This is a genomic window from Edaphobacter modestus, assembly GCF_004217555.1.
GTDB classification, from domain to species: Bacteria; Acidobacteriota; Terriglobia; order Terriglobales; family Acidobacteriaceae; genus Edaphobacter; species Edaphobacter modestus.
The window spans coordinates 2224474-2248152 of the sequence record NZ_SHKW01000001.1 but is presented as its reverse complement, the minus strand read 5'-3'; the positions used below and the strand labels follow the sequence as shown (position 1 = coordinate 2248152).

General features: G+C 59.1%; 26 protein-coding genes and 1 pseudogene. 10 read left to right on the top strand and 17 right to left on the bottom strand.

The window, feature by feature from the left end:
- Window positions 1-15: 15 nt before the first annotated feature.
- Entirely contained in the window at window positions 16-933 is a 918-nt protein-coding gene (locus tag BDD14_RS09380; RefSeq protein ID WP_130418574.1) for an isoprenyl transferase, read from the bottom strand.
- 176 nt (window positions 934-1109) lie between these two features.
- Window positions 1110-1643 (bottom strand): helix-turn-helix domain-containing protein, encoded by a 534-nt coding sequence (locus BDD14_RS09375; protein ID WP_130418573.1) that lies wholly within the window; start codon window positions 1641-1643, stop codon window positions 1110-1112.
- A 211-nt stretch (window positions 1644-1854) separates the two neighbouring features.
- Between BDD14_RS09375 and BDD14_RS09370 the strand changes: the two genes are divergently transcribed.
- On the top strand, window positions 1855-2457 hold the full coding sequence (locus tag BDD14_RS09370; RefSeq protein WP_130418572.1) for an HD domain-containing protein: 603 nt from the start codon (window positions 1855-1857) through the stop codon (window positions 2455-2457).
- Here BDD14_RS09370 and BDD14_RS09365 read toward each other — a convergent pair.
- Genes BDD14_RS09365 through BDD14_RS09355 form a run of 3 tightly spaced genes read right to left on the bottom strand, consistent with a single transcriptional unit; the run spans window position 2450 to window position 3965 of the window.
- On the bottom strand, window positions 2450-2788 hold the full coding sequence (locus BDD14_RS09365) for a DUF3592 domain-containing protein (protein WP_130418571.1): 339 nt from the start codon (window positions 2786-2788) through the stop codon (window positions 2450-2452). The two genes, BDD14_RS09370 and BDD14_RS09365, sit on opposite strands and share 8 nt — an antisense overlap.
- A complete protein-coding gene (gene pncA, locus BDD14_RS09360) occupies window positions 2785-3420 on the bottom strand; it encodes a bifunctional nicotinamidase/pyrazinamidase (RefSeq protein WP_130418570.1) in 636 nt (211 codons plus the stop codon). The genes BDD14_RS09365 and pncA overlap by 4 nt, the downstream gene beginning before the upstream one ends.
- A gap of 2 nt (window positions 3421-3422) precedes the next feature.
- Window positions 3423-3965, bottom strand: a complete 543-nt coding sequence (locus BDD14_RS09355; RefSeq protein ID WP_130418569.1) for a hypothetical protein — start codon at window positions 3963-3965, stop codon at window positions 3423-3425.
- 109 nt (window positions 3966-4074) lie between these two features.
- Between BDD14_RS09355 and BDD14_RS09350 the strand changes: the two genes are divergently transcribed.
- The 5 genes from BDD14_RS09350 to BDD14_RS09330 are packed head-to-tail and all read left to right on the top strand — an operon-like array spanning window position 4075 to window position 8759.
- Window positions 4075-5799, top strand: coding sequence for an acyl-CoA carboxylase subunit beta (locus BDD14_RS09350; protein ID WP_130418568.1), 1725 nt, complete (start codon window positions 4075-4077; stop codon window positions 5797-5799).
- Between the two features lie 8 nt (window positions 5800-5807).
- On the top strand, window positions 5808-6680 hold the full coding sequence (locus BDD14_RS09345) for a hydroxymethylglutaryl-CoA lyase (RefSeq protein WP_130418567.1): 873 nt from the start codon (window positions 5808-5810) through the stop codon (window positions 6678-6680).
- A 49-nt stretch (window positions 6681-6729) separates the two neighbouring features.
- The gene (locus BDD14_RS09340; protein WP_130418566.1) at window positions 6730-7509 is read left to right on the top strand and encodes an enoyl-CoA hydratase/isomerase family protein; all 780 of its coding nucleotides are present in this window, start codon (window positions 6730-6732) and stop codon (window positions 7507-7509) included.
- 23 nt (window positions 7510-7532) lie between these two features.
- Window positions 7533-7964 (top strand): acyl-CoA thioesterase, encoded by a 432-nt coding sequence (locus BDD14_RS09335; RefSeq protein WP_130418565.1) that lies wholly within the window; start codon window positions 7533-7535, stop codon window positions 7962-7964.
- A gap of 57 nt (window positions 7965-8021) precedes the next feature.
- Window positions 8022-8759: an SDR family oxidoreductase gene (locus BDD14_RS09330; protein WP_130418564.1), complete on the top strand. Its 738-nt coding sequence runs from the start codon at window positions 8022-8024 to the stop codon at window positions 8757-8759.
- On the opposite strand, the gene BDD14_RS09325 is transcribed toward BDD14_RS09330, so the two are convergent.
- The 4 genes from BDD14_RS09325 to cyaY form a co-directional block, all read right to left on the bottom strand.
- On the bottom strand, window positions 8749-9165 hold the full coding sequence (locus tag BDD14_RS09325; protein WP_130418563.1) for a cobalamin B12-binding domain-containing protein: 417 nt from the start codon (window positions 9163-9165) through the stop codon (window positions 8749-8751). The genes BDD14_RS09330 and BDD14_RS09325 overlap by 11 nt on opposite strands.
- A 40-nt stretch (window positions 9166-9205) precedes the next feature.
- On the bottom strand, window positions 9206-10843 hold the full coding sequence (locus tag BDD14_RS09320; RefSeq protein ID WP_130418562.1) for a M28 family peptidase: 1638 nt from the start codon (window positions 10841-10843) through the stop codon (window positions 9206-9208).
- A gap of 24 nt (window positions 10844-10867) precedes the next feature.
- Window positions 10868-11719, bottom strand: a complete 852-nt coding sequence (locus BDD14_RS09315; RefSeq protein ID WP_130418561.1) for a glycosyltransferase family 2 protein — start codon at window positions 11717-11719, stop codon at window positions 10868-10870.
- A gap of 106 nt (window positions 11720-11825) precedes the next feature.
- The gene (gene cyaY, locus BDD14_RS09310; protein ID WP_130422913.1) at window positions 11826-12176 is read right to left on the bottom strand and encodes an iron donor protein CyaY; all 351 of its coding nucleotides are present in this window, start codon (window positions 12174-12176) and stop codon (window positions 11826-11828) included.
- Between the two features lie 143 nt (window positions 12177-12319).
- On the opposite strand from cyaY, the gene BDD14_RS09305 reads away from it, so the two are divergent.
- The gene (locus BDD14_RS09305; RefSeq protein ID WP_130418560.1) at window positions 12320-13159 is read left to right on the top strand and encodes a hypothetical protein; all 840 of its coding nucleotides are present in this window, start codon (window positions 12320-12322) and stop codon (window positions 13157-13159) included.
- A gap of 326 nt (window positions 13160-13485) precedes the next feature.
- On the opposite strand, the pseudogene BDD14_RS32980 reads toward BDD14_RS09305, so the two are convergent.
- Window positions 13486-13636: pseudogene (locus BDD14_RS32980) on the bottom strand (IS481 family transposase); the annotation flags it as partial.
- Window positions 13637-14117: 481 nt separating this feature from the next.
- Here BDD14_RS32980 and BDD14_RS09295 point away from each other — a divergent pair.
- Window positions 14118-15593 (top strand): cytochrome-c peroxidase, encoded by a 1476-nt coding sequence (locus BDD14_RS09295; RefSeq protein ID WP_165420006.1) that lies wholly within the window; start codon window positions 14118-14120, stop codon window positions 15591-15593.
- Window positions 15594-15728: 135 nt separating this feature from the next.
- On the opposite strand, the gene BDD14_RS09290 is transcribed toward BDD14_RS09295, so the two are convergent.
- The 4 genes from BDD14_RS09290 to cyoE all read right to left on the bottom strand — a co-directional run bounded on the left by BDD14_RS09290 (window position 15729) and on the right by cyoE (window position 18374).
- Window positions 15729-16208, bottom strand: a complete 480-nt coding sequence (locus BDD14_RS09290; protein WP_130418558.1) for a single-stranded DNA-binding protein — start codon at window positions 16206-16208, stop codon at window positions 15729-15731.
- Window positions 16209-16595: 387 nt separating this feature from the next.
- Complete coding sequence (locus BDD14_RS09285; protein WP_130418557.1) at window positions 16596-16820, bottom strand: hypothetical protein; 225 nt, start codon at window positions 16818-16820, stop codon at window positions 16596-16598.
- Window positions 16821-16851: 31 nt separating this feature from the next.
- On the bottom strand, window positions 16852-17409 hold the full coding sequence (locus BDD14_RS09280) for a DUF420 domain-containing protein (RefSeq protein ID WP_130418556.1): 558 nt from the start codon (window positions 17407-17409) through the stop codon (window positions 16852-16854).
- Window positions 17409-18374, bottom strand: a complete 966-nt coding sequence (gene cyoE, locus BDD14_RS09275) for a heme o synthase (RefSeq protein WP_242617849.1) — start codon at window positions 18372-18374, stop codon at window positions 17409-17411. Before cyoE ends, BDD14_RS09280 begins: the two co-directional genes overlap by 1 nt.
- Before the next feature lie 47 nt (window positions 18375-18421).
- Between cyoE and BDD14_RS09270 the strand changes: the two genes are divergently transcribed.
- The gene (locus tag BDD14_RS09270; RefSeq protein ID WP_242617848.1) at window positions 18422-18919 is read left to right on the top strand and encodes an FUSC family protein; all 498 of its coding nucleotides are present in this window, start codon (window positions 18422-18424) and stop codon (window positions 18917-18919) included.
- Window positions 18920-18928: 9 nt separating this feature from the next.
- Here the strand turns inward: BDD14_RS09270 and polX are convergent, their stop codons facing one another.
- The 3 genes from polX to BDD14_RS09255 form a co-directional block, all read right to left on the bottom strand.
- Window positions 18929-20671: a DNA polymerase/3'-5' exonuclease PolX gene (gene polX, locus BDD14_RS09265; protein ID WP_130418553.1), complete on the bottom strand. Its 1743-nt coding sequence runs from the start codon at window positions 20669-20671 to the stop codon at window positions 18929-18931.
- A gap of 126 nt (window positions 20672-20797) precedes the next feature.
- Window positions 20798-21019: a cold shock domain-containing protein gene (locus BDD14_RS09260; RefSeq protein ID WP_130418552.1), complete on the bottom strand. Its 222-nt coding sequence runs from the start codon at window positions 21017-21019 to the stop codon at window positions 20798-20800.
- A gap of 160 nt (window positions 21020-21179) precedes the next feature.
- The gene (locus BDD14_RS09255) at window positions 21180-21836 is read right to left on the bottom strand and encodes an NUDIX hydrolase (protein WP_130418551.1); all 657 of its coding nucleotides are present in this window, start codon (window positions 21834-21836) and stop codon (window positions 21180-21182) included.
- 188 nt (window positions 21837-22024) lie between these two features.
- On the opposite strand from BDD14_RS09255, the gene bshC reads away from it, so the two are divergent.
- Window positions 22025-23677: a bacillithiol biosynthesis cysteine-adding enzyme BshC gene (gene bshC, locus BDD14_RS09250; RefSeq protein ID WP_130418550.1), complete on the top strand. Its 1653-nt coding sequence runs from the start codon at window positions 22025-22027 to the stop codon at window positions 23675-23677.
- Window positions 23678-23679: the final 2 nt, after the last annotated feature.

The following is a 23679-nucleotide window of genomic DNA, read 5'->3' as shown; positions in this document are numbered from 1 at the left end:
AATAAACCGAACTGGTTAGCGGCGGGAGAGTTCACGCGGCGGGGCAAGTTCGGTCGCGATCTCGGTTTCGAGTTCTGAGACCGGCTGAAGAGTGTCGATCTTCTCATCGGAGTTTTCATTGAGACCTCCGAAGCGACGGTCGCGGCGCTGGTAGTCGGCGATAGCCTCGAGCAGGTGGAGGCCGCGGAAGTCGGGCCAGAGGCGATCCGTGATGTAGATCTCCGAGTAAGCGATCTGCCACAGAAGGAAGTTCGAGATGCGCTGTTCGCCCGAAGTTCGCACGATCAGATCGGGATCGGGCATGTGCCCGGTGTAGAGGGCACGGGAGAGGGTGGACTCATCGAGCGAGTCGAGAGCGCCGGCGCCGAGCAGGTCTTCGACAGAACAGCCACGGGTATGGGCCTCGGTTGTAAGATCGGTCAGGATACGGCGGACGGCGTCGACAATCTCGGATCGCGCTCCGTAGTTGAGCGCAAGAGTGAGCGTCGTCCCGGTATTCTTGGCGGTGGCTTCCATGGCCCACTGCATGGTGTCCTGGACCTCCTGCGGGAGGTCATAGGTGCGGCCGATATATGCCATGCGGACGTTGTTGTCGTTCATTCGCTTGACGTTGCCGATCAGATAATTCTTGAGCAGCTTCATCAGGAAGCTCACCTCCGACTTCGGGCGCCGGAGATTGTTTTCAAGCGAGAAGGCATAGAGAGTAAGCCAGGGAAGATTGATCCGGGAGGCGGTCTCGACGACGAACTGGACGCTTTCGGCCCCCTGTTGGTGACCGAGGAAGCGCTTAAGCGCCCGTTTGCCGGCCCATCGGCCGTTCCCGTCCATAATGATGGCAATGTGTTGAGGGATGCGGGACGGATCGAGCTGCCGGTAGATGCTCTGTTCCTCGGCAGAGAGCTCGTGTACGCGGCTGGGAAAATTGGACGGCAAAAACTACCTCACCAAGCAAGACGCTAGCACACCGGAGTGGGCTGCGCAACGAATCCCCTTCGTGGTAATGGGTTGGAGCTGTTCGGTCGAGAACGGAGAGTGCCGCGCCTTTTCGCGCTTTCGGTCAGGCGCGGCACAGAGGTGAGGTTTTCGGACAACCAGCGTTCCGCGATCGGCTAAGCGGAACGACGGCGGCCAGCCGCCAACTCGCGGACGTGATTCAGGAAGATGGAACGCTGCAGCGCATCAAGCTGCGAGGTATAGGCCGCAATCTCCGCCAGGAAGGGATCGGCCATAAGAACGGCGGTCTCGTCGCGGTGACGGGTGTTGGAATCGCGCAGCAGGGTGGAGATATCCACCTGCAGGGCCCTGGCCAGGCGATCGAGCGAGGAGAGGGTCGGCATCGCTTTACCGTTCTCGATCTTCGATATGTACGTGCGCGGCACGTTCATACGAGCCGCAAGCTGACGCTGCGACAGGTTGCGGACGTGACGAAGATCGCGAACCGCGGTGGCGACCTGAAGGCCCTCGGAAGATGGTGTGGTTGGGGGAACGATAGAAAGCGGTGCCGGTGTCGGCTCGGGCTCTTCGACCTCGAGCGATTTGTGGCAGCGGCGGCACAGTGCGCTGACTGTGCGGAACTGTACCAGGCTGCAATGGTCGCAGCGCAGGACCTCGCGCTGCTCGACAGGTGCCATCATGGTTGCCATAAGTTGTCTTGACGCGGGCGGACCCAGAGCAAGGACCGCTTCCCATGTCCGATAACGGAGTATGGGATGTGCCTAGAGTGACACTGGGGTTCCTAAGGAGTCAAGAGGAAAACCGCCGATTCTTAGTAAAATGCCTAAAAAACCAGCAACGGAACCAAAGTAGTAACTTGTGGGTGGACCCGGGAAGTGTGATGGCGGGAAGAGAGGGAACATGGCGTTTGGAAGGGCTGAGGCGTCGGAGCTGCTGAAGGAATGGACGAAGAGCGAGTCTCTGCGGAAGCATGGCATGGCGGTGTCGGTTTGTACGGAGTCGTATGGAAGGCGCGAAGCGGAGAGGCTGGGATTGAGCGGCGCCGAGGCCGATGCGTTTGTTGAGGTGTATGCCTGCGCCGGGCTATTGCATGACATGGACTACGAGCGCCATCCGTCGCTTGAGGAGCATCCGTTTGTGGGAGTCGCCCATCTGCGCGAGCTGGGCTGGCCGGAGCTGGTGCTCAACGCGATTCTGGCGCACGCGGATTATTCGGGAACGCCGCGGGAGTCGCATCTGGAGAAGGCGCTCTTCGCTTGCGACGAACTGGCGGGGTTTCTGACGGCGTGCGCGCTGGTGAAGCCGACGAAGTCGATTCTGGATGTCGAAGTGGCCGGTGTGAAAAAGAAGATGAAGGACAAGGCGTTTGCGCGTGCCGTGAAGCGCGAGGATATTACGGGTGGCGCGGAGTTGCTGGGGATTCCGCTGGAGGAGCACCTGGGGAATTGCTTGAGAGCGATGCAGGAGCGGGCGGAGGAGTTGGGGTTGAATGGAGCTAGTTGAAGCCGCCATTGAGATAAACGATTAGCATCACTATCGCGCCAAGGCCGCATCCCATTAGTAGGGACACTTTGCTCACCATTGGACGTTGAGCCTCAGGATAGAAGCTCCTGGCCGGATTCTCTGGGTTGTATCGAATCTGAATCGAATCGTTTCGCTTCAGGTAGCTCTCTTCCTGAGAGGCGTAATCAGCAAACCGCCCCGTATAGTACTCACCGCTTACGTGGTAGGAGTAAGTGACCTCGTAATGTCCGAAGTCGTTACGGCTAGCATCAATCCAGCTCACCGAGTAGATACTGGCCATGCTCGGCTGCCAATCAGATTTAGAGATCATTGGGCAATCTCTTCTAATCCCACATGAAGAATTTTGTTCGCGAGAAAGTGCGATTTAGTTTCGTTGACTGAGTTTGGCAAGCCGACGGCTCGCGTAGCATCCTCGATGACCAGACAGTCAAACCCTAAAGCGGTTCCGTCGATGGCGGAGTAGCGGACGCAGAAGTCGTAGGCCAGGCCACAAAGAAACAGTCGCTTGAGCCCGCGTTCGCGGAGGTAGCCAGCAAGGCCGGTCGGTGTCGTGTGGTCGTCTTCGAGGAAGGCGGAGTAGCTGTCGATCTGGCGGCGGAAGCCTTTTCGGACGATCATCTCGGCATGGGGAAGGTCGAGACCGGGATGGAAGTCGGCCCCGGGAGTGCCCTGTACGCAGTGATCTGGCCAGAGGGTTTGAGTGCCGTAAGCGACCTCGATGGTGGTGAAGGCCTGTGTGCCGGGATGCGTGGAGGCAAAGGAGATGTGTCCGAGCGGGTGCCAGTCCTGGGTGAGAATGACGTGCTCGAAGCGCTGACCGAGTCGGTTGATGACGGGAACGACCCTGTCGCCCTCAGCGACGGAGAGCGCACCGCCGGGGCAGAAATCGTTCTGGACGTCGATGACGAGGAGGGCGTCGGTGGGAGTAAGCGTGAAGGGCATGGTTATTTCGATTTGCCTGCGGTGTTCTGGATGGTCCTGACTTTGATGTCGACCTGCTTGCAGGCCTTGTCTTTGCAGATGCCTGCGATCCAGACTTCACCGGTGCCAAACATGGCTCCCTGGTAGTTGACGAAGAGATCTTCGTACTTCTGTTTCTTGATGACCTCGGCGATATGTGGAGTGATGATCTGGTCGTATTGGGTAATAAAGGCCGGCGGTGCATCGACGCGCAGGGCTTTTTTTGTATGGGGATCGATCGAGATGGGGTAGCTGACGAGCGCGGCCACGGCCAAGGCGTCATGCTTCTGGACGGCCTGCTGGAGCGTAGTCATCGTCTTACGAAATTTTGCCGGATCGCCGATGTTGGCCGCGATGGACCGGTCCATGGCTGCGGAGGCTGAAGTAGGCGTCGAAGCTGCAGGAGAGATCGAGACTGGCGCAGGAGTTTCCTGGGTCTTCGGCGCGGCGGGAGGCTTCGAGCAGGATGCGAGCAGGGTTGCCGCTGCTAAAAAAAGCACGTTCGCCGAATGTGTTTTGCGCCGCATTCTTCTCCTTGAAAGACAGAGTACACGCGACGGGAGCGAATGCGTGTGCTGCCGCGAGCGACTATGTTGACTAAGATGCTATGCTGACAGGTCTTTTGTGGAAGGTGCGATGGCTGAGGAAGCGAAGTTGGAGAGCAGTCTCGAGTCGAAGCTGGATGGGAAGGCGGCGCGGTTTATAACGAACCGCGCTGCGTTGCTGGCATTGCTGGGCGGGCTGCGCGAGCAGGAGGTGGAGATTCGCCAGGGTGGCGGTGCCAAAGCCGCCGAGGCGCAGCGGGCCAAGGGAAGGTTGACCGTGCGGGAGCGGCTGGCGCTTCTGCTGGACGAGGGGACGGAGCTCCTGGAGCTGGGCCTCTGGGCCGCGCATGGCATGTACGAGGAGTTTGGCGGAGCGCCCGGAGCAGGTGTGGTCACGGGGCTGGGGCGAGTGAGCGGTAGGCTTTGCATGATCGTCGCCAACGACGCGACCGTGAAGGCCGGGGCGTTCTTTCCGATGACGGCGAAGAAGGTTTTGCGCGCCCAGACGATTGCGTTGGAGAATCGTATTCCGACGCTGTATCTCGTCGATTCGGCGGGAGTCTTCCTGCCGTTGCAGGAGGATGTCTTCCCCGATCAGGACGACTTCGGCCGAGTCTTCCGCAACAACGCCGTCATGAGCGCGCTGGGTGTTCCGCAGATTACGGCGATCATGGGGATGTGCGTGGCTGGCGGAGCGTACCTGCCGGTGATGACCGATACGGTTCTGATGACCGAGGGCTCAGGTCTGTTTCTCGCTGGGCCGTCGCTGGTGCAGGCGGCCATCGGGCAGAAGACGAGCGCCGAAGACCTGGGCGGCGCGACCATGCACGCGGAGATCTCGGGCACCGTGGACTTCAAAGAGCCGAACGATCACCTGTGCATCGCGCGCCTGCGGTCGCTGGTAGGCAAGATCGGAGAACGGCCGAGAGCGCCCTTCAGCGCTGTGCCCTATGACGCCGCGAAGGACGCTCCGAAGTACGCGCCAGAAGAGATGTATGGGCTGATAGACCCTGACCCGGCGAAGGCCGCGACGAACGTCTATGACATGCACGAGGTGATTGCGCGCCTCGTCGATCGGTCGGAGTTCGATGAGTACAAGGCGGACTTCGGTCGCACTGTCCTGTGTGGATATGCGCGGATTGGCGGTCGGGCGGTCGGGATTGTTGCGAATCAAAAGGTGCACCAGCAGCAGACGGTGGCGATGGGACCGCAGGCAGGATCGAAGCGTACGGAGTTCGGCGGCGTGATCTACACCGAGAGCGCACAGAAGGCGGCCCGGTTCATCATGGACTGCAACCAGAGCCTCATCCCGCTCCTCTTCCTGCACGACGTCAACGGTTTCATGGTGGGCAAGGACGCGGAGTGGAGCGGCATCATTCGCGCAGGCGCGAAGATGGTCTCCGCCGTTTCAACTTCTGTAGTTCCGAAGATCACGGTCATCGTCGGCGGCAGCTTCGGCGCAGGACACTACGCGATGTGCGGCAAGGCCTACGATCCGCGATTCATCTTCGCCTGGCCCACGGCGCGCTACGCTGTGATGAGCGGAGCCTCGGCGGCGAATACGCTGGTCGAAGTACGTGTAAAGCAGATGGAGCGCTCGGGTAAGGTTTTGGATGAGGCGGGGAAGAAGGCTATCTTTGATGAGATCAAAGCGACGTATGATTCACAGGCCGACCCTCGTTATGGAGCAGCGCGAATGTGGGTGGATGCGATTCTTGATCCAGTGAAGACCCGAGAGGTGTTGGTGACGGCCCTTGAGGTTTGTGCTTTAAATCCGGAGGTGGCGAAGTTCAATCCGGGAGTGCTGCAGACGTGAGAGTGGAAATGAACGGAACAGTAAAGATTATCGAATGTCCACGCGATGCATGGCAGGGCCTGCCAGTGCATATGCCTGCCGAAGTAAAGGCAGACTACTTACGCGTGCTGATTGCCGCAGGCTTCAAACACATCGACGCGGTCAGCTTTGTCTCTGCTGCTGCTGTTCCTCAAATGGCTGATTCGGAGAAGGTGCTTGAGTATCTCGACCCACCTGACGACGTTGAGATTATCGGCATTGTCGTCAACGCCAAGGGCGCCGAGCGCGCGATCAAAAGTGGAAACGTGCAGACACTCGGCTTCCCCTACTCCATCTCGCCCGGATTCCTTCAGCGCAACCAGAACCAGACCCCAGAAGAGTCGCTCGAAGCTCTCGAGCGCGTCGGCGAGATGGCCTACAAGGCTGGCCTCGACGTCGCCGCCTACATCTCCATGGCGTTTGGGAATCCGTACGGCGATGCGTGGTCGATCGACGAGGTTGTGGATGCCTGCGATCTGCTGGTCGATTCCGGCGTGGCGCAGATCTCCTTGGCCGATACCGTGGGCGTTGCGACGCCGAAGCTGATCGCCGATGTCGTAGGCGATGTGATGGCAGTGCACGACGGCATCGAGGTCGGCGTTCATCTGCATGCCCGTTACGAGGGCGCGCGAGAGCTGGTGCGTGCGGCATACAACGCCGGCTGTCGTCGGTTCGATGCTGCGATCGGCGGGCTGGGCGGCTGTCCGTTTGCGCAGGATGTTCTGGTGGGCAACCTTCCTACGGAGATGGTGTTGGAAGAGTTGCGGGCGCTTGGGGCGGAGCTTCCTCCGCTCGGACCGTTAGAGAGTCTTCAGTCCGCGAATGCGGAGATCGCGCGCAAGTATGGAGCGAAGGTGCAATAGCGTTTGCACTGCGGTAGGATTCGATGCGGCAACGGGGTGATGGGAACGAATGACTTACAAGACCATTCTGGTAACGGAAAACAACGGCGTAAAAACGATCATGCTGAATCGCCCGGCGCGTCGAAATGCAATGACGCCGGAGATGCAGGATGAACTGATTGAAGCGATCAAAAAAGCAGCTACCGATTCCTGCCGTGTGGTCCTGCTGACGGGTGCGGGCGAAGCCTTCTGTGCCGGGCTCGACCTGGTTCATCTGCAGGCCATCGCAGATAAGTCGCAATCCGATCACGTTGCCGATGCGGAGCGCGTGGCGAGATTATTTCGAACGCTCTATGAGCTGCCCAAGCCAACCATTGCCGTTGTACAGGGGGCGGCCATTGCTGGGGGAACCGGGTTGGCGACCATCTGCGACTTCACGCTCGCCTCTCCGGGCGTAAAGTTCGGGTTTACCGAGGTGAAGATCGGCTTTGTCCCCGCGCTGGTCTCCGCCTTTCTTACGCTGCAGATCGGCGAGAAACGCGCAAGGGACCTGCTGTTGAGCGGCAGGCTCTTCTCTTCGGAGGAGGCTGAGCAGATGGGATTGGTCAACGAGGTGGTGCATCCCGAGGAGCTCGCCGATCGCGCAAATGCGCTGGCCGAACGGCTGAAGGCCAACAGCCCTCAGTCCATGGCCGCGACCAAGCGGCTCCTGGCAATGCAGAATCAGGCGTGGCTGGATGCTGCCATTGCGCATGCCCTGACTGCGAACGCGGAGGCGCGGGCAATGCGGGACTTCCACGAAGGAGTTACGGCGTTTTTGGAGAAGCGGAGGCCGGTATGGGGCAAGTAGGGTTCCTTCGATAGACTGGAGTGATGAGCGAAGTCGAAACAAAGCCTGTAGTGAGCGAATCCCGTGTGCGGGTTCGGTATGCGGAGACCGACCAGATGGGGGTGGTGTATCACGCGAACTATCTGGTCTGGTTCGAGATCGGGCGCGTGGACTTTATCCGTGGCCTGGGCATGGACTATCGCTCTATGGAGCGCGAGGATGGCCTAGGAATCGCCGTTGTCGACGTCTCTGCGAGGTACAAGGCTCCGGCGCGCTACGATGACGAACTCAGGATCGAAACTCGGCTCGTCGCGGCTCGCGGTGCCGTGATCAAGTTCGGCTATAAAGTGATGAGGAACTCAGACGACGTGGTGCTGTGCGAGGGAGAGACCGTGCATGTGGTGGTTGACAGGGAGATGAAAAAGCGGTCGCTGCCCGAGAAATATGCCAGCCGTTTCGCCGCGGTTCTCATCTAACAAGCAAATTCAGATAAAGACCGCTGCACAGCTCGCAACGGTAAAGAGGATAGAGCGATGAGTACAGGGAAAAAAGTTGCGCTGATCTCCGGCGCGAATAAAGGGATTGGTTTCGAGACAGCGCGTCAGCTTGGACAGCAGGGGATTACAGTGATCCTGGGCGCTCGCGATCTGGCGAAGGGGGAGGCCGCGGCAGCGGAGTTGAAGAAAGAGGGCATCGATGCCCGCGCGGTAAAGCTCGACGTGGTGAATCCCGCTGACGTGAAGGCCGCGGTGGACAAAATCGAGAAAGATTTTGGCCATCTCGATATCCTTGTCAACAACGCCGGCGTCAACTTCGAAGAGCTTGGTGGAAACAGCACCTTGACCACATCGGACGACACCTTACGTAAGACATTCGACACTAACTTCTTTGCAGTCGTCACGGTGACCAAGGCATTCATTCCTCTGCTGGAGAAGAGCGACGCCGGACGCATCGTGAATGTGTCGAGCATTCTCGGTTCCTTGTCGCTGCATGCCACCGAAGGCTCGCCGATCTACGAGGCTAAGGTGTTCGCGTATAACGCTTCAAAGGTCGCTCTAAACGCATTCACGATTCACTTGGCCCATGCATTGAAGGGAACGAAGATCAAAGTGAACTCGGCGCATCCTGGATGGGTAAAGACCGACATGGGTACGGATGCCGCACCGATGGAACTCGTCGACGGAGCCAAGACCGAGGTCGCACTGGCGACGATCGGAGCCGACGGGCCAAATGGTGGATTCGTCCACTTGGGCGAAACGATCAGCTGGTAAGTAGGCCGCGTGGCTTCACGTTGTCGCGGATGAATTGGATAGTTGTTTCAAGCGGCGTGCCGGGGCCAAAGATGGCCGCGACGCCGCTTTGTTTCAGACAAGGAAAGTCTTCCTCAGGAATGGTCCCTCCAAGCACGAGAAGGATATCCTCCGCATGCTGGGCGCGGAGCAGCTCCGCGATGCGCGGAACGATAGCGTTATGCGCTCCGGAGAGAATGGACAGGCCGATACAGTCGACATCCTCCTGGATAGCGGCGGACACGATCTTCTCCGGTGTCTGCCGCAGTCCCGTATAAATGACTTCCATGCCTGCGTCGCGCAGTGCGCGTGCAATTACTTTGGCCCCGCGGTCGTGACCGTCGAGACCGGGTTTGGCGACAAGGACACGGATGGGCGGCTTCGTCATGCGAGGTGAGTATACGTTCCGGCAGTCAGCCCGGTGAATTTCATTTCCGTTTAGCCTGCTTTGCCTCTGGAGTCGCTGCCGGAGCCTGCTGGCCCGCGGCAAGGAAAGAAATCGTCTTGTCGGAGTTGGCAAGCTCGGAGACCGAAAGGTATACGAGACGAACGATCTTCGTCAGCTTGGGGTAGTTGATCCGGTCCCAGGTATCGTTCTGGGTGTGGTAGTCAGGGTGCAGGCCCGTCTGAAATTCGACTTGAGGGATATGCCGAGTCGCAAACCAGAAGTGATCGCTGCGGGACCATAGGGAATCCGGATCGACAACGTCCATCTTGTAATCGAGTTTCAGACCCTCCTGGTGGTTCTGGCGGTCGATAATCTGGCGCAGCGCGGGGTTGTAACGCGTACCGAGTACGTTCACCATGTTTACGTTGCGATCCGCAGGAGTAGGCCAGTTGGCATCGTCTTCGTTGCGCCCGATCATGTCCAGGTTCAGCGTGGCGACGGTCTGGTTGAGCGGAATGGCGGGATGAGTGACGTAGAAGTACGATCCGAGGAAGATGCGCTCTTCGCCGTCATAGGCGAGAAACAGGACGCTGCGTTTCGGGTGAGCATTGCCTTGCGTCATTGCTCTTGCCACGGCCAGAAGCCCTGCCACACCGGACGCATTGTCGTCGGCACCATAATAAATGTGTCCATTGGACGTACCCATATGGTCGTGGTGTGCGGTCAGGATCACCGTCTGGGCCTTAAGTTTTGGATCGGAGCCTTCGAGCAGCGCTACGACATTGCGTCCTTTAAGTGTCGCCACGCCGGTATAGGCCTTGGCGAGACAGGCAGAACTCTGGGGGAGATCGAAGGAGTTTGGATGTGCGGAGCTATCAATCGCAGTCTGCAGGACATCTGAGGTCTTTCCACTGGGCCCAAGCAGCTGATCGGCCACATCGCGTTTTACAAGGAACACCGGAAGATCCCACATCTCCCCATCCAGAGCGTAGGATGGCTCTCCGGTCGGGCGCGGTGAGGTTGGAGGGATCGGTTTCACGTCGCGTGGAACGCGGTCCTGAACGATGAGAACAGCGGCAGCACCACGCTTTCGCAGCTCCTCGATCTTGTGCCAGTTGAAAGCATGGTAGCTATCCCAGGTGCCCATGAACTTTGAACTGGCATCATTTGCCTGTGGCTCGCGGGTGAAGACGAGAGCGATCTTGCCTTTCAGGTCAACTCCGGCAAGATCGTCATAGTCGAACTCGGGTGCGCTGATTCCGTAGCCGGCAAAGACGACCTTGCCGCAGGCAGATGAGGAGCGAAGGCTCTGGCGGGCGAACTGGAAGTCGTGGTTGAGAGTGTAGCGATGCTCCTGGCCGTTGATGGTGGTGCTCAGGGTCGTGTGCTGAGGGTCAAGTCTTCCGGAGAGGATGTCCATGCCCTGGAAGAAAGATCCGTTATCTCCCATCGGTTTGAGGCCGAGACGGAGAAACTCGGAGGCGATGAAGTCGGTAGCGATGTGATCTTCAAGACTGCCTGCGTTTCGACCTGCGAGATCGTCCGAGGCGAGAAAATAAATGTCTCCCTTGAGATCACCGGTTTTTATGAGGTTGGCACCTTTACTGATGGCCTGGTTCGACGTTTGGGCGACCAAGGGAATTGTAAGAAAGAGACAAAGAACCGGACGCAGGTGCATGCGTCTTTTGTAGCACGGCTTTCGTTAGCGATGGCGCGTTGTCTGCCACGCCTTCGCGTACTTCCAGCTGGTGTAGGTGGAGTGATACAGGTGCAGGAGGAAGCCTTCGCGCCCGTCGAGAAAACCAAGGCGGAAGATGAAGTTCCAGAGGAAGGTGAAGGTGGGAAGGATGAAGATGTTGTAGTAGAAGGTCGACCAGGAGCGGCTGGTCTTGCCTTTGTCTACGATGATCTGGGCGCCGAGGGTGCTGTAGCGATCCATGTGCTCGATGTAGCTTTCGATCGTGGGATAGGCGTGATGGATGAGATCGTGTTTCAGCGTGTCCAGCACGCCATCGAAGGCGATTGTCTCGTGCACGGGGCGCTCGGTGAACCGAGCCGGCGGTGCAAAGTTGGCAGAGTAACGGCGGAAGAGACGGAGCTTGGGATCGGGATAGTAGCCGCCGTGCCGCATCCAGGAGTTGAGGAACAGGTTGCGCCGGCGGATCATGTACGCATCGGCCGGAGGCTTGGTTCGCAGCAGAACGCGAATCTCCTGCTGTAGCTCGAGCGTCAGCTCTTCGTCGGCGTCGAGCGACAAAATCCAGGTTCCGGTGCACTTCTCGATAGCCGAATTTTTCTGGCTGGCGAAGCCTTTCCACTGTTCGAAGTAAACCTTGGCATCGAACTCACGTGCGATCTCGAGGGTTCGATCCGTGGAGCCGGAGTCGATGACGATGACTTCATCGGCGAACTGCACGCTTGCCAGGGTGCGCGCCAGATTGGCTTCTTCGTTCAGCGTGATGATGGCGACGGATAACGTTTGCCGTGTCGGGTGTTCGGGGGCAGACGTTGTTCGGACGGCCTCATGGGTTGGGTCGTTGGATGGCGAAGTCACGGAAATTTCGTGGTCAAGATGCAATATAAAGGGATTGTGCCATATCCTGCTCTCTTGTCTACCCCAAAGTCGCCTATTGAGATACCTCTTTTGGGGAAGTTCGCGTTCAGGGGAGCGTAATGGAGGTGTCTCCGAGTTGTTCGCGAAGCAGTCGCTGGGTGAGGGACTTGAGGTCTTCGCCGGTTTTATGCAGGGTGAAGGCACGGGCTTCTTCGGACCAATCGAGCTTGAAACTGGTGGTCAGCGCGGAGATCCAGATCTGCCGGACGGGCGTATTGGGGGTGAAGACGAACTTGCTGCCGTCGTGCTCGAAGACGACGTTGAGGACGCCGTTCTTCTCCTCGGTTTCGAAGGGAATCTCGTCGGCTTCGCTCTGCTCTTCGGCGAGGATGAGAGATTGTTTCAGGGATTCGAGGGCCTGGTCGCACTCACGGCGGAAGGTTGTTTCATCGAGCATGGACATAGTGTAGCTGGTTGTTTCGCTGCCTCCGCGTGGAGTTGGCGGGTGCGATAAAATCGAAAGATAAAACGATAATAAGCCGGAAGACAACGATTCCGGCGTTGACTGTCTTTGCAAGATACGGGATAGAAGGAGCTGTTTTGCGCAGAGTTCTATTCCTGTTAATCCTGCTGGCTGCATCTTCCGTGGTCGAGGGACAGAGTGGTTTCATCAACGATTTCGCCTCGAAGTGGAAGGCGCGAGCGACAAAAACCCAGGCAAATCAACCGAAGTGGGCCGTGCCGATGTTCTCTCCCTTCCCGATCCTCGCGCAGGTCTTTCGGTCCGACTTTACCCGCCAGCGCAATTCGGCGGGGGAGACTGACTCGCTGTACGGGGCCGGCAAGGGCTTCAACCTGATTCCGTTTGCCAATACCCAGATCGACATTCTCGTTCCCGGCTACATCGTGCACGGCAATGGCCAGCAGGATGGGTTCGGCGATATGACGCTGCTGGGAAAGTATCGCTTCCTCTCCCGTACGGAGAAGCAGGGCAACTACATCCTGAGCGGAGCGCTCTCGTGGAACATTCCGACGGGAAGCTACAAAAACGGTGCGGCGAGCTCGGTTTTGACGCCGACCGTGCTGGGCGGCAAGGGCTTCGGCAAGCTGGCGCTCTTCAGCTCGCTGGGCGGCGGCCTGCCGACATCCCACGTCTCGACGAGCGGACGGACGCTTCACTGGAACACGGTGGCTCAGTATCATGTCGGCCGCTATTTCTCTCCGGAGCTGGAGGTGAACACCACCAGCTACTTCGGCGGGACGCGCGATGGCAAGACACAGACGTTCCTGTCGCCTGGAATTATCGTGGGCAAGCTGCCGATCCGTTCGGTTGAGGGGACCCGACTCGGCGTTACGGTCGGTGCGGGGTTCCAGACGGCGGTGACCAGCTTTCATACATATAACCATGCGTTTTCCACAAGCGTGCGGTTCGTCTTCTAGGGCGTTGACCCACCCCACCTCTCAATTTAGTAAACCATTTTATTTGTGTATCTTACTGGAATTTTCGTGCGTAAAATATAGAAAACAAATACTTTAAGTGCTAAAATATTGAATAGAAAAGACTTGATACTAAAAAACCCCGGATATCCGGGGCTTTTTGTTCTCTGGTTTATTTTAGCGAACCAAGGATAACTAATCGGCATTTCTATTCTTTTTGTTTTGTGTGGTTTAGGTGAGAAGGGAGCTTGACAGGCGATGATCGCGTTTGAATGGTCCTGCTGGGTCAGGAGAGGGAGCCCTCAAGTGCTGGTTTTTTCCTGGAGGACCTAGGTGTTTAGTCCCGGCATTTGGTGGATGGGGTCGAGTGTAAATCTGTCTGCCTCTTGGGTCCAGAGTTTGCAGATGGCTTCGTAGGGTGTGAGGCCGCGTAGGGTCTTTGAGTCGCCTGGCGAAGTTGTAGGCTGCGATGAGCTCAGACCGTCGCAAAGGCGTTCGGCGTGGGGTTTCCGGCCTCTATGTTTGATATCTCCTCTTGACATTCCTTCTTGCAGAAGCACACTATTTTTCGGTAATCCATAGGGCCTAATTGTTTCCGGATTTTTCAGGGGTCACTCTTTCCCAGCGATTGAATGACTCATTCGCTCCCTACGTGGTATCACCTCCCCTGTTCGGGTAAATATCAGAAGGATCCGCGAAAGCGTTGCACGATCGCCTGGCCTGGGCGAGCCATTCGTCCTCCCCGAACCCTAACGAGATAGATAGGGGTTCCCCCATGAAACAGACTAGATTACTAGCACTAGCTGCGGCGTGTGCGACGGTCGCGGCTGCCATGTCCTTTCCCCACCAAATCGCGTACGGACAAGAGCAAGAAACCGCGTCAGAATCGCGAAAAGCCGGAAAGGTCAAACCGCCGCCATTCCCATTCTCCGTGTGCAGCCAAGATATAAACGTTGCTTCGTTGCTCCCTGGCGGAGCCAATGAAGACCCGGATGTCGCGACGGCGGTCGCGTTTATCAACCTCACGGAATCAAACTTGCTCCAGCAGGTCGCACAGGCGTCTTCGCTGGACCTGTATCACCAGATCACCTTGCTCGGTGCAGTTGAGATTTACGACGTGAACCTGTCCCCGCTCGGGAACATCGCCTGCGCGACCTGCCATGTACCGTACACAGGATTTAGAGGCTCTTCGAGTGTCTTCAATGCAACCACCTCCGCTCAGGCTGGCGGGATTGCAGTTACCAATGCAACACCGCCAGCACCGAACTACCGTTTCGGTCCAAGAAATCCCCAAAGCTATGCGTACGCCGCCTTCGCCCCAATCCTGCACTACAACGAAACGCAAGGGAGTTTCTATGGCGGCAATTTCTGGGATATGCGCGCCACTGGAATCAAGCTCGACAATCCAGCGGCAGAACAGGCACAAGGACCGCCGGTGAATCCCGTGGAGATGGGTAATATCGACACGGCATGCGTGGTTTGGAAGGCGTCACAACGCCCATATGCTTCGCTGATCATGCAGATCTGGGGCGCTCAATCGTTCGCGATTCAATGGCCTGGCAATGTCGCCACGATATGCGCCACGCCAGGTCCACCTCCTGCGAACGATCCACTCCCGGTACATCTCAGCGCTGTCGATCGTGGAACATCAAACTCCACGTATGACCACATGACGATGGCAATGGCATCGTATGAAGCTTCAGCCGATGTCAGTCCTTTCGCCTCGAAGTTCGACGCCTATCTCGCCGGCAATGCAGATTTATCTGCCAAAGAACGGAACGGCTACAACTTGTTCAACGGCAAAGCGGGTTGCAATCAATGCCATCTGAGCGGCACTGCGGCAGACTCACCAATCAACCTGGCGGCGGCCGATGTGGCACCGCTCTTCACCGATTTCACGGCAAACAATATTGGTCTCCCCAAGAATCTAGCTCTGCCGTACTACTGCGAGGACAAGCCCGACCAGTATGGATATACGGCGAATCCCTTGGGCTTGGCCTTCCTCGATTTGGGAGTAGGGGCCATGCTCAGCAGCAGTACGCTCAATCCGAATCCGCTGCAGTGGAAACAGCTCGCGCCACTGTTCAACGGTACGTTTCAAACCGCCACCGTGCGCAACGTAGACAAGAGACCGCGGCCTGACTTCGTCAAGGAGTATATGCACAACGGGTATCTAAAGAGCCTGAAAGAAGTCGTTCACTTCTATAACACCTCACAGGTACTGCCGCGTTGCGAGCAGGGTTCAAAGGGTGAAAAGGTAACTTGCTGGCCAGAGCCTGAGTACCCGGCCACGCTAAATACGACCCAGTTGGGCAATCTGGGTTTATCCAGCGATGAGGAAGATGACGTCGTCGCTTTCCTTAAAACGCTGACGGATGGCTTTGTCACCTCGCCAGGGCTTAACAAAGCACCCGCCCCCCCGCGAAGAAGACGATAACGCTTAACAGTCAGACCTACGCCAATCAGGGCGAACCAGCTTCCGTGGTTCGCCCTGATTGCTTATGAGGCTGTCTGCCCGGACCGATGAGCCGGCCGGTCTCATGGAGACTTTTTCCCTGTATTTCAGGGGAGGTTAAAACGGGATATCGTCGTCGGTGATGCCCTGATCGGCGTAGTCCGGCTGAGCGGCGGGCGTGCGCTGGTCGAAGCTGCTGGTGTTGGAGCGGGAGTAGCCGCCTGAGCTTGCGCTTGCGCCTGCGCCTTCGCCGCGGCCCGGGCCACCGCCGAGCAGGCTCATTTCATTGACCAGAATCTCGGTGCGGTACTTCTTCTGGCCGGATTCCTTGTCGTCCCACGAACGGGTCTGGATCTTGCCTTCTACGAAGATCTGCGTGCCCTTTTTGACGTAGTCGCGGATGATTTCGGCGGTGCGGTTGAAGGCGACGAGGTTGTGCCATTCGGTCTTGTCCTGCCAGTTTCCCTGCTGGTCCTTGGCGCGGTCGGCGGTCGCGAGAGAGAAGCTTGCGACGATGGTGCCTCCTGCTGTGGAACGGATCTCGGGGTCTTTGCCTACGTTGCCGAGAAGAAATACCTTATTGACGCCTTTTGCCATTCTGATGCTCCGATTTGTTCAGTTCTGAAGGTTGAGGATAGCAGATGGGGGAGGGCGCGGTTTGTACCCCTGGGAGTGATGGTGATGGTCTGGGCGGAAATACTGGGATTCTTCGGCTTCGCCTCAGAATGACGAGGAGTTGGAATTTGTGGGGCCAGAGAGGGGAACCGCAGGTCCTTCGACTTCGCCCTTCGGGCTTCGCTCAGGATGACACTCCGTTGGGCTGGGGAAGAACGAGGTACACGGGAATGCTGGATTCTTCGGCTTCGGCTCAGAACGGCGAGGCAGACGGCTGTGGCGGCGGAAGGGCTGTGGCGAGGCAGAGGGCGTGGCGGCGGAAAGCTGTGACGAGGCAGAGGGTTGTGGCGGCCGGGATAAGGGCCGTGGTTAGCGGCGGCGGTCGGCGTAGAGCTTCATGAAGGCGAGGAGGAGGGTGAGGGTACCGGTGGGGAGGCAACCCATGGCAACCATGAGAGCGAGCCAGCCGAGGTTGGTGTGCGGTCCCTGGCGGCCGATTCCGCCGAAGAGGGTGTGCATGGCGAGCGCGGCGGCGGCTCCTGTTCCGAAGATCCAGAGGCCGGTGCGAAGAAGTTTTCGTGTGTCAGGTTGCATGGGACCGGAAAGTGCCTGGGACGTGCGTTGGTTAGTGGATCGCCGATTGCATCCAGTAGACGATCACCCCGGTGACGGAGACGTAGAGCCAGATGGGCCAGGTGTAGCGCGCCAGTGTTCTGTGCGCGGGGAAGCGGCCGGTGAGCGAGAGGAAGAAGGTGATGAGGATCATCGGCAGGGCGATGATCGAGAGCAGGATGTGCGAGGCCAGCAGCTTCCAGTAGAAGGGCCACCAGGGGCTGAGCCGGTTGAAGTGTGTCTCGCCGTGCAGGGTGAAGTTAACCAGGTACGAGACGAGGAAGATGGAGGAGAAGATGAAGGCGGTGAACATGACCGCGCGATGTTGCGGTATTTTGCCTGCGCGGATAAACCGGTAGCCGATAAGCAGAGCGACGGTCGAAAGGGCATTAAGGATCGCGTTGACCAGGGGAAGGGAACGGAGCTGGGTTCCGGCGACGTCGGTGGGGGCGTGGAAGTAGACCAGCCAGCAGATGAAGGCGCTGGCAACCGCGCTGACCGCAATGATGGAGGCAATGACGGAGGGAGGAGTGCGAAGGGGGGCAGAGGACTGAGTCGTGCGTACGTTCATCAGAAGAGCAGGCGTCCTTTCGCGTCGAGCATCAATGCGGCCATGAGGAGGGGAAGGTAGATCACCGATGCCTTGAGGAGATCGCGTGCGTAGGTACGAGACTCCGGCGCGCTGGGGTTGCGGGTGATGCGCGCAAAACGGAGGGTGTACCAGAGATAGCCAAGCGAGAGGATGGCGGCGGCGACCTCGTAGATGTGCCCTGTGACTCCAAGCCAGGTGGGCCACATGCTGACGGGCACCATGAGGACGGCGTAGAAGAGGGACTGGATGACCGTCGAGCGAGCGGCGAAGACCTCGTCCGGCTGGGTGGGAGTGAGCCGGATTCCGGCGGAGGCGTAGTCTTCGCGGTACATCCAGCCGATGGCCATGAAGTGAGGGAACTGCCAGACGAAGAGGATGGCGAAGAGGGCGATGGCTGGCCACTCGATGACGCCGCGCGCGGCGGTCCAGCCGATGAGCGGTGGGAGTGCGCCGGGAAAGGCACCGATGAAGGTGTTGAGGACGGTGAGGCGCTTGAGCGGCGTGTAGATTCCGACGTAACCCACCGCGGTGATCAGGGTGAGGGTTCCGGTGAGGACATTGGTGGTGTGGGCGAGGTAGAGTGAGCCGAAGAAGATGGCTGAGAATCCGAGAATGAGGCCGTGGGCGAGGGAGATTCTGCCGGCTGCCATGGGACGGTTGGAGGTGCGGCGCATGAGGGCGTCGGTGCGCCGCTCGAGGGCCTGATTCAGGGCACTGGAGCCGCAGGTCACGACGGCGATTCCGGCCAACGCCTGGATGAGGCCGGCGTGGAACGGACTGATTCCGCTGGCCAGCGAGGCGAGATAGAAGCCGGCGCCCGCGGTAATGACGACCATGACCGAGACACGGAGCTTGAAGAGGGTAGCGTAATCGGCAAGAAGGCCCGGCTCTGCCCTTGCTTTCTGGGAAGAGATTGCTGCCGGGGTTGTCGCGGATTGGGCCACGTTGTAAGGATAACCTTTTTTGAAGGGCGATTCGTCTAAGGCGAGACGTGGCGAAGCCTGCCGGGAGTATCCAATTGATCGCATGGCTGTCGAGGGTGAACTGGAAACACGGAATCAAGACGACGATTGCCGCCTGCCTGTGCCTGGTTCTTGGGCGGGTGTTTCGATTATCGCAAGGGTATTGGGCGTGTGTCAGTGCGATTGTCGTTCTGCAGTCGACGGTTCGGGATACGTGGACGATTTCTCTGGACCGCATCGTCGGCACGGCGATTGGGGCGGTTATCGGCTGGGGAGCCGGCAATGTGTGGCATGGGAGCCCGCTGGTTTATGCCCTTGCCATTCTGATGTGCATGGTGTTGCCGCAGCTAATGCAGCTGAAGAATGCGGGGAGGATGGCGGGAGTTACGGCGTCGATCATCATGCTGATTCCGAGTCATCTTCCTTACTGGAAGACTGCTGCGGAAAGGTTCTTCGAAGTGAGTTTTGGCGTGCTGGTCGCGTTGGCGGTCTCGCGGACGCTATGGCGTGAATCGTCCGCGCCTTGAATCAGAGATTCAGCGGGGCCGCAGCTGGGCCAGCAGAGCTTCGGCGGAGGGCTGGGTATTCAGAATGTCAGCGGCGGTGAGCCAGGCGCGGCGAAGCTGGGTGATTCCATAGCGGATCTGATCGAGTTCCGTGGTGGAGTGGGCGTCGGTGTTTACGACGATCCTGCAGCCGTGTTGTTTGGCGAGGCGCAGGTGGAGATCGTTGAGGTCGGCGCGGGCGGGGCTGGCGTTGTGTTCGACGGCGACGCCCAGCTCAGAGGCGCGCTTGAGGATGGTTTCGATGTGGACGGCGTAGGGGTCGCGCTTGAGAACCTTGCGTCCGGTGGGATGACCGAGGATACGGACATAAGGGTTCTCGATGGCGCGGAGGATGCGGTCGGTCATCTGCTCGACGGGCTGATCGAAGCGGCTGTGGACGCTGGCGACGACGATGTCCATCTGGGCGAGGGTGTCGTCGGAGAGATCGAGCTCGCCTTCGGCGAGGATGTCGACCTCGATACCGGCGAGGACGCGAATGCTTCCACGCATCTCGGTGTCGATCTCGCGGATGCGCTGGATGTGGGCGATGGCGCGGCGATCGTCCATGCCGTTGGTCATGGCGAGATTTTTGGAGTGATCGGTGATGGCGATGTATTGGAGGCCACGGGAGAGGGCGGCTTCGGCCATCTCGCGGATGGTGTGGGCGCCGTCGGTCTCGACGGTGTGCATGTGGAGGTCGCCGCGGATGTCGGTGAGGGTGATGAGTTCGGGCAGCGCGTGGTTTGCGGCGGCGTCGAGCTCGCCGGAGTTTTCGCGGAGCTCGGGAGGGATGTAGTCGAGGTCGAGGGCGCGATAGATGAGCTCCTCGGTGGCGGCGGCGACGATGGAGTTGTCTTCGACGCGGAGGAGAGCATACTCGTTGAGGGTCATGCCGCGCTTGATGGCGCGCTGGCGCAGGGCGACGTTGTGCATCTTGGAGCCGGTGAAGTATTGCAGCGCGGCGCCGTAGCTTGCTCGCGGGAGCAGGCGGACGTCGACCTGGAGGTTGTTGCGGAGAGTGAAGCTGACCTTGTTCTGGCCGCGCGCGAGGAGCTTGTCGATGAGGGGCAGAGAGGCGACGTGCTCAACGGCTGCTGCAACGACGTCGGGTTCGCAGGCGGGTCCGGTGACGAGGAGGTCGAGGTCGCCCACGGTCTCGCGTCCGCGACGGAGGGAACCGGCGGGGGTAATTTCGTCGATGCCGGGAAATTCACGGATGAGCGCGGAGATTCGCTCGGCGTGTTCGCGGGCCTGGTCGATGCGGAAGCGGCTGGAGTTCTTGCGGTAGTCCTCGATTCCCTTGAGGAGCTTGGTGGTGAACTTTTCGCCCATGCGCGGGAGCTTGTTGAGGTGGCCGGCCTTGGCGGCCTCTTCTAGGGCGTCGATGTCGCAGACATTGAGCGCCGACCAGATGAGGGCGACTGTCTTGGGGCCCATGCCGGGGAGCCGCAGGAGCTCGAGCATGGAGGGGCGATATTTTTTGAGAAGCTCGTCGCGGAGGGGAGTAGAGCCGGTGCTAAGGATGTCGACGATGTTGGCCGCCATGCCTTTGCCGATGCCGGCGATGGCAAGGAGCTGTTTGGGATCGTCGGCAAGGGAGGCGAGCTGGGCGGTCTGCTGCTCGACGGCTTCGGCAGCGCGGCGATAGGAGCGGATGCGGAATGGATCGGCTGCGTCGATCTCCAGGAGAGAAGCGGTCTCCTCCAGCACACGTGCGATCGAAATATTGTCCATGAAGAGTTGACCTGGAGCCCGATTCTAGTGCCGGACTCCTGAGGTCAGTATGCAGCATCCCGTGGCTTTCGACACACGGTGGGCAGACCCTAACGAAAAGCGAGGCAATCTTTACTGTTCAGGCCGTCAGCTTGCCATCTCTTTGAGACGGAAGACCTGATCGGCCTGGGGCCCCTTTGTTCCCTGGATGATGTCGAACTCTACCTCATCTCCCTCTTTGAGGCTCTTGTAGCCATCGCGCTGGATCGAGGTGTAATGAACGAAGACATCGGCTCCGCCATCTCGGCCGAGGAAGCCGTACCCTTTTGCGTTGTTGAACCACTTAACGGTGCCTTTGTACTGTGCCAAGACCCTGCTCCTTACGTTGATTCGACCCTTCGTGCCCGTCGGCGTGGAACGAAGGGTTCCTCAAGTGTGACGCAAAAGGCCGGAGGCGGGTTTTCTGCGAAAGCCGGAGGAGATTTGTAAGTGACAGTCTCTCGTAAGTAACGCAGTTTCAGCAGAGAGATCAGAGGCGCTTCTCGCGGCGCAAGCGATCGTAGAGCATCAGTCCGATCAATGTTTTTCCGTCGTGAATCTTGTTGGCCGATACGAGCGCGAGTGCTTCGGAGAGCGGCATCCGGACGACTTCAATCTGCTCATCGGCCTCGGGCTGGGCCTCGCCATCGCGAATGTCTCGCGCGAGATAAATCTGCATCCATTCGCCGAGGAAGCCGGGGCTGGCGAAGTATTTGGTCAGGAGTGTCCAGCGTTTTGCGCGATAGCCGGTCTCTTCGATCATCTCCCGCTTGGCCGCGGCCAGCGTGGCTTCGCCGGGTTCGACGCGGCCGGCGGGGAGCTCGAGGAGGAACTGACCCGCGGCGTGACGGTACTGCTTTTCGAGGATGATGTCGGGATCGGCTGGATTCCTGGACTCGTCGACGGCGAGGATGACCACGGAGCCGTTGTGGCGGATGACTTCACGAACGTTTTCGACGCCGCTGGGCTCGATGACGTCGTCGCGAAAGACGGAGAAGACCTTGCCCTTGAAGACGACCTTTGAGGAGAGGACCCGCGTCTTCGCCCCTGTCCGTAATGCGGATCTGGTGGGAGCAGATTGGGTTGTCCTGGACTTGACGGTGTTTGGGGTCTTCACTTTCTTCGGATTCTTTGTCTTAGCAGGCATATCGCTACGGTATCATCCTGCATCGTGAGCTTTTTATCTGCATCCAACTACCTGCGATAAAAAAGAGACCGGCAGGTTTCCTGGTTGCATCAGATAAAGAATATCAAGCAAAGTAGTTCAGGGAATTGTTCGCGGATTCGTATCGAGTCTGCGGTTTCGGAGCCAGGACTCGAGGATGAAGGACCGTAATGAGCGTTGAGTGTTACCCGATCACGGTGTTGCCCCATATCTCGCAGCTCTACCGCGACTATCTCGTTATGGGCGACAACGCCGACTCGACGGTACGCCGGTGGTACGGCTCCGGCGATTCGGGTGGTCCTTTTGCCGGGGGGTGGATGAGAACACCACTTCCTGCGGTCGATTCCAAACCGTTGGCCGACGAACTCCTTCGCCAGAACCGGATCTTCGGGGCGAGCGCAGAGACGCTTGCCAATATTGAGAAGCTGCGTGGCGGTGCGCGCGCGGTGGTGACCGGTCAGCAGGTGGTGCTGTTCGGTGGTCCGCTGCTTACGCTGCTGAAGGCGGCAACTGCGGTTTCGCGAGCCCGCGAGGCGACCCGTATTACCGGCGTGGAGCACGTCCCGATCTTCTGGATGGCGACCGAGGACCATGACCTTCCCGAGGTGGATCAGGCAGCGCTTCTGACCAAGACCGGGGTTGAGGTGCTGAAGGCCGGCTTGCGGGTTCCGGTGCCTGTGCCGGTTGGCGGCGTGGCGCTGAACGCCGAGACGGCTCCTCTTCTGGAAGAGGCGATCGAACGCGCCACGGAACTGCTGGAGTTCGCTCCGGTGACGGAGTGGATTCGCGACGCTTATCTTTCGCCCGAAGCGACGCTCGCCTCTGCCTTTGGACGGCTGATCGCTCGCATCTTTGCGGCGCAGGGGCTGATTGTCGTCGATGCAGCGAGCCGCGAGTTTCACGCGATGGGCGCATCGACGCTGCGCTATGCGATCGAACATGCCGATGCCCTTCAGCGGGATCTGCTGGCCCGGACGGAAGAGCTGACGGGACTGGGATATCACGCGCAGGTGACGGTATTCGAATCGTCCTCGCTGCTGTTTCTGCTGGATGGGGAGACCGGGGAGCGCGTGGCACTTCGGCGGGTGAAGGATCTTACGGATGCCGACGCGCAGTGGCGGGCGGGATCGCACGTCTACTCGACCGGCGACTTGCTGGAGATTCTCGATCGCAGCCCCGAACGCCTGAGCCCGAATGCTCTTCTGCGGCCGGTGTTTCAGGATACGGTGCTTCCGACGGCAGCGTATATTGGCGGGCCGGCGGAGATCGCGTACTTTGCCCAGAGCGAGGTTCTTTATCGCGCGATCCTGGGGCGGGTTACGCCGGTACTGCCACGATTGAGCGCGACCCTGATTGAACCTGCCATTGCGACAGTGATGGAGAAGGACGAGGTCCAGGTTCCGGATGCAATGACGACGGCGGCGGAGCTGGCGCAGCGTCTCGGAGCCCGCGCCATGCCGATTCCACTGAAGCGGAAGCTTGCAGCGGTGGGAAATGCGTTGGAGACGGAGCTGGACGCTCTGACGGAGTACCTGCGCGGCATCGATGCCACGCTTGGCACGGCCGCGGAGACATCAGGCTCGAAGATGCGCTATCAGATGGATCGGCTGCGCCGCATGGCCGCGACCTACGAGCTGCAGAAGGAAGCGTCTCTGAGCAAACACGCAGCGGCGATTACGCTGAATATTTTTCCTGACGGGCATCCGCAGGAGCGCCTTCTGGCCGGGGTGTGGTTTCTGGCCCGCTACGGCGATGGCCTGATCGATCGGCTGGTAGAGGTTGCGAACAATCAGTGTCCAGGCCACGTGATCGTGCGCCTGTAGAG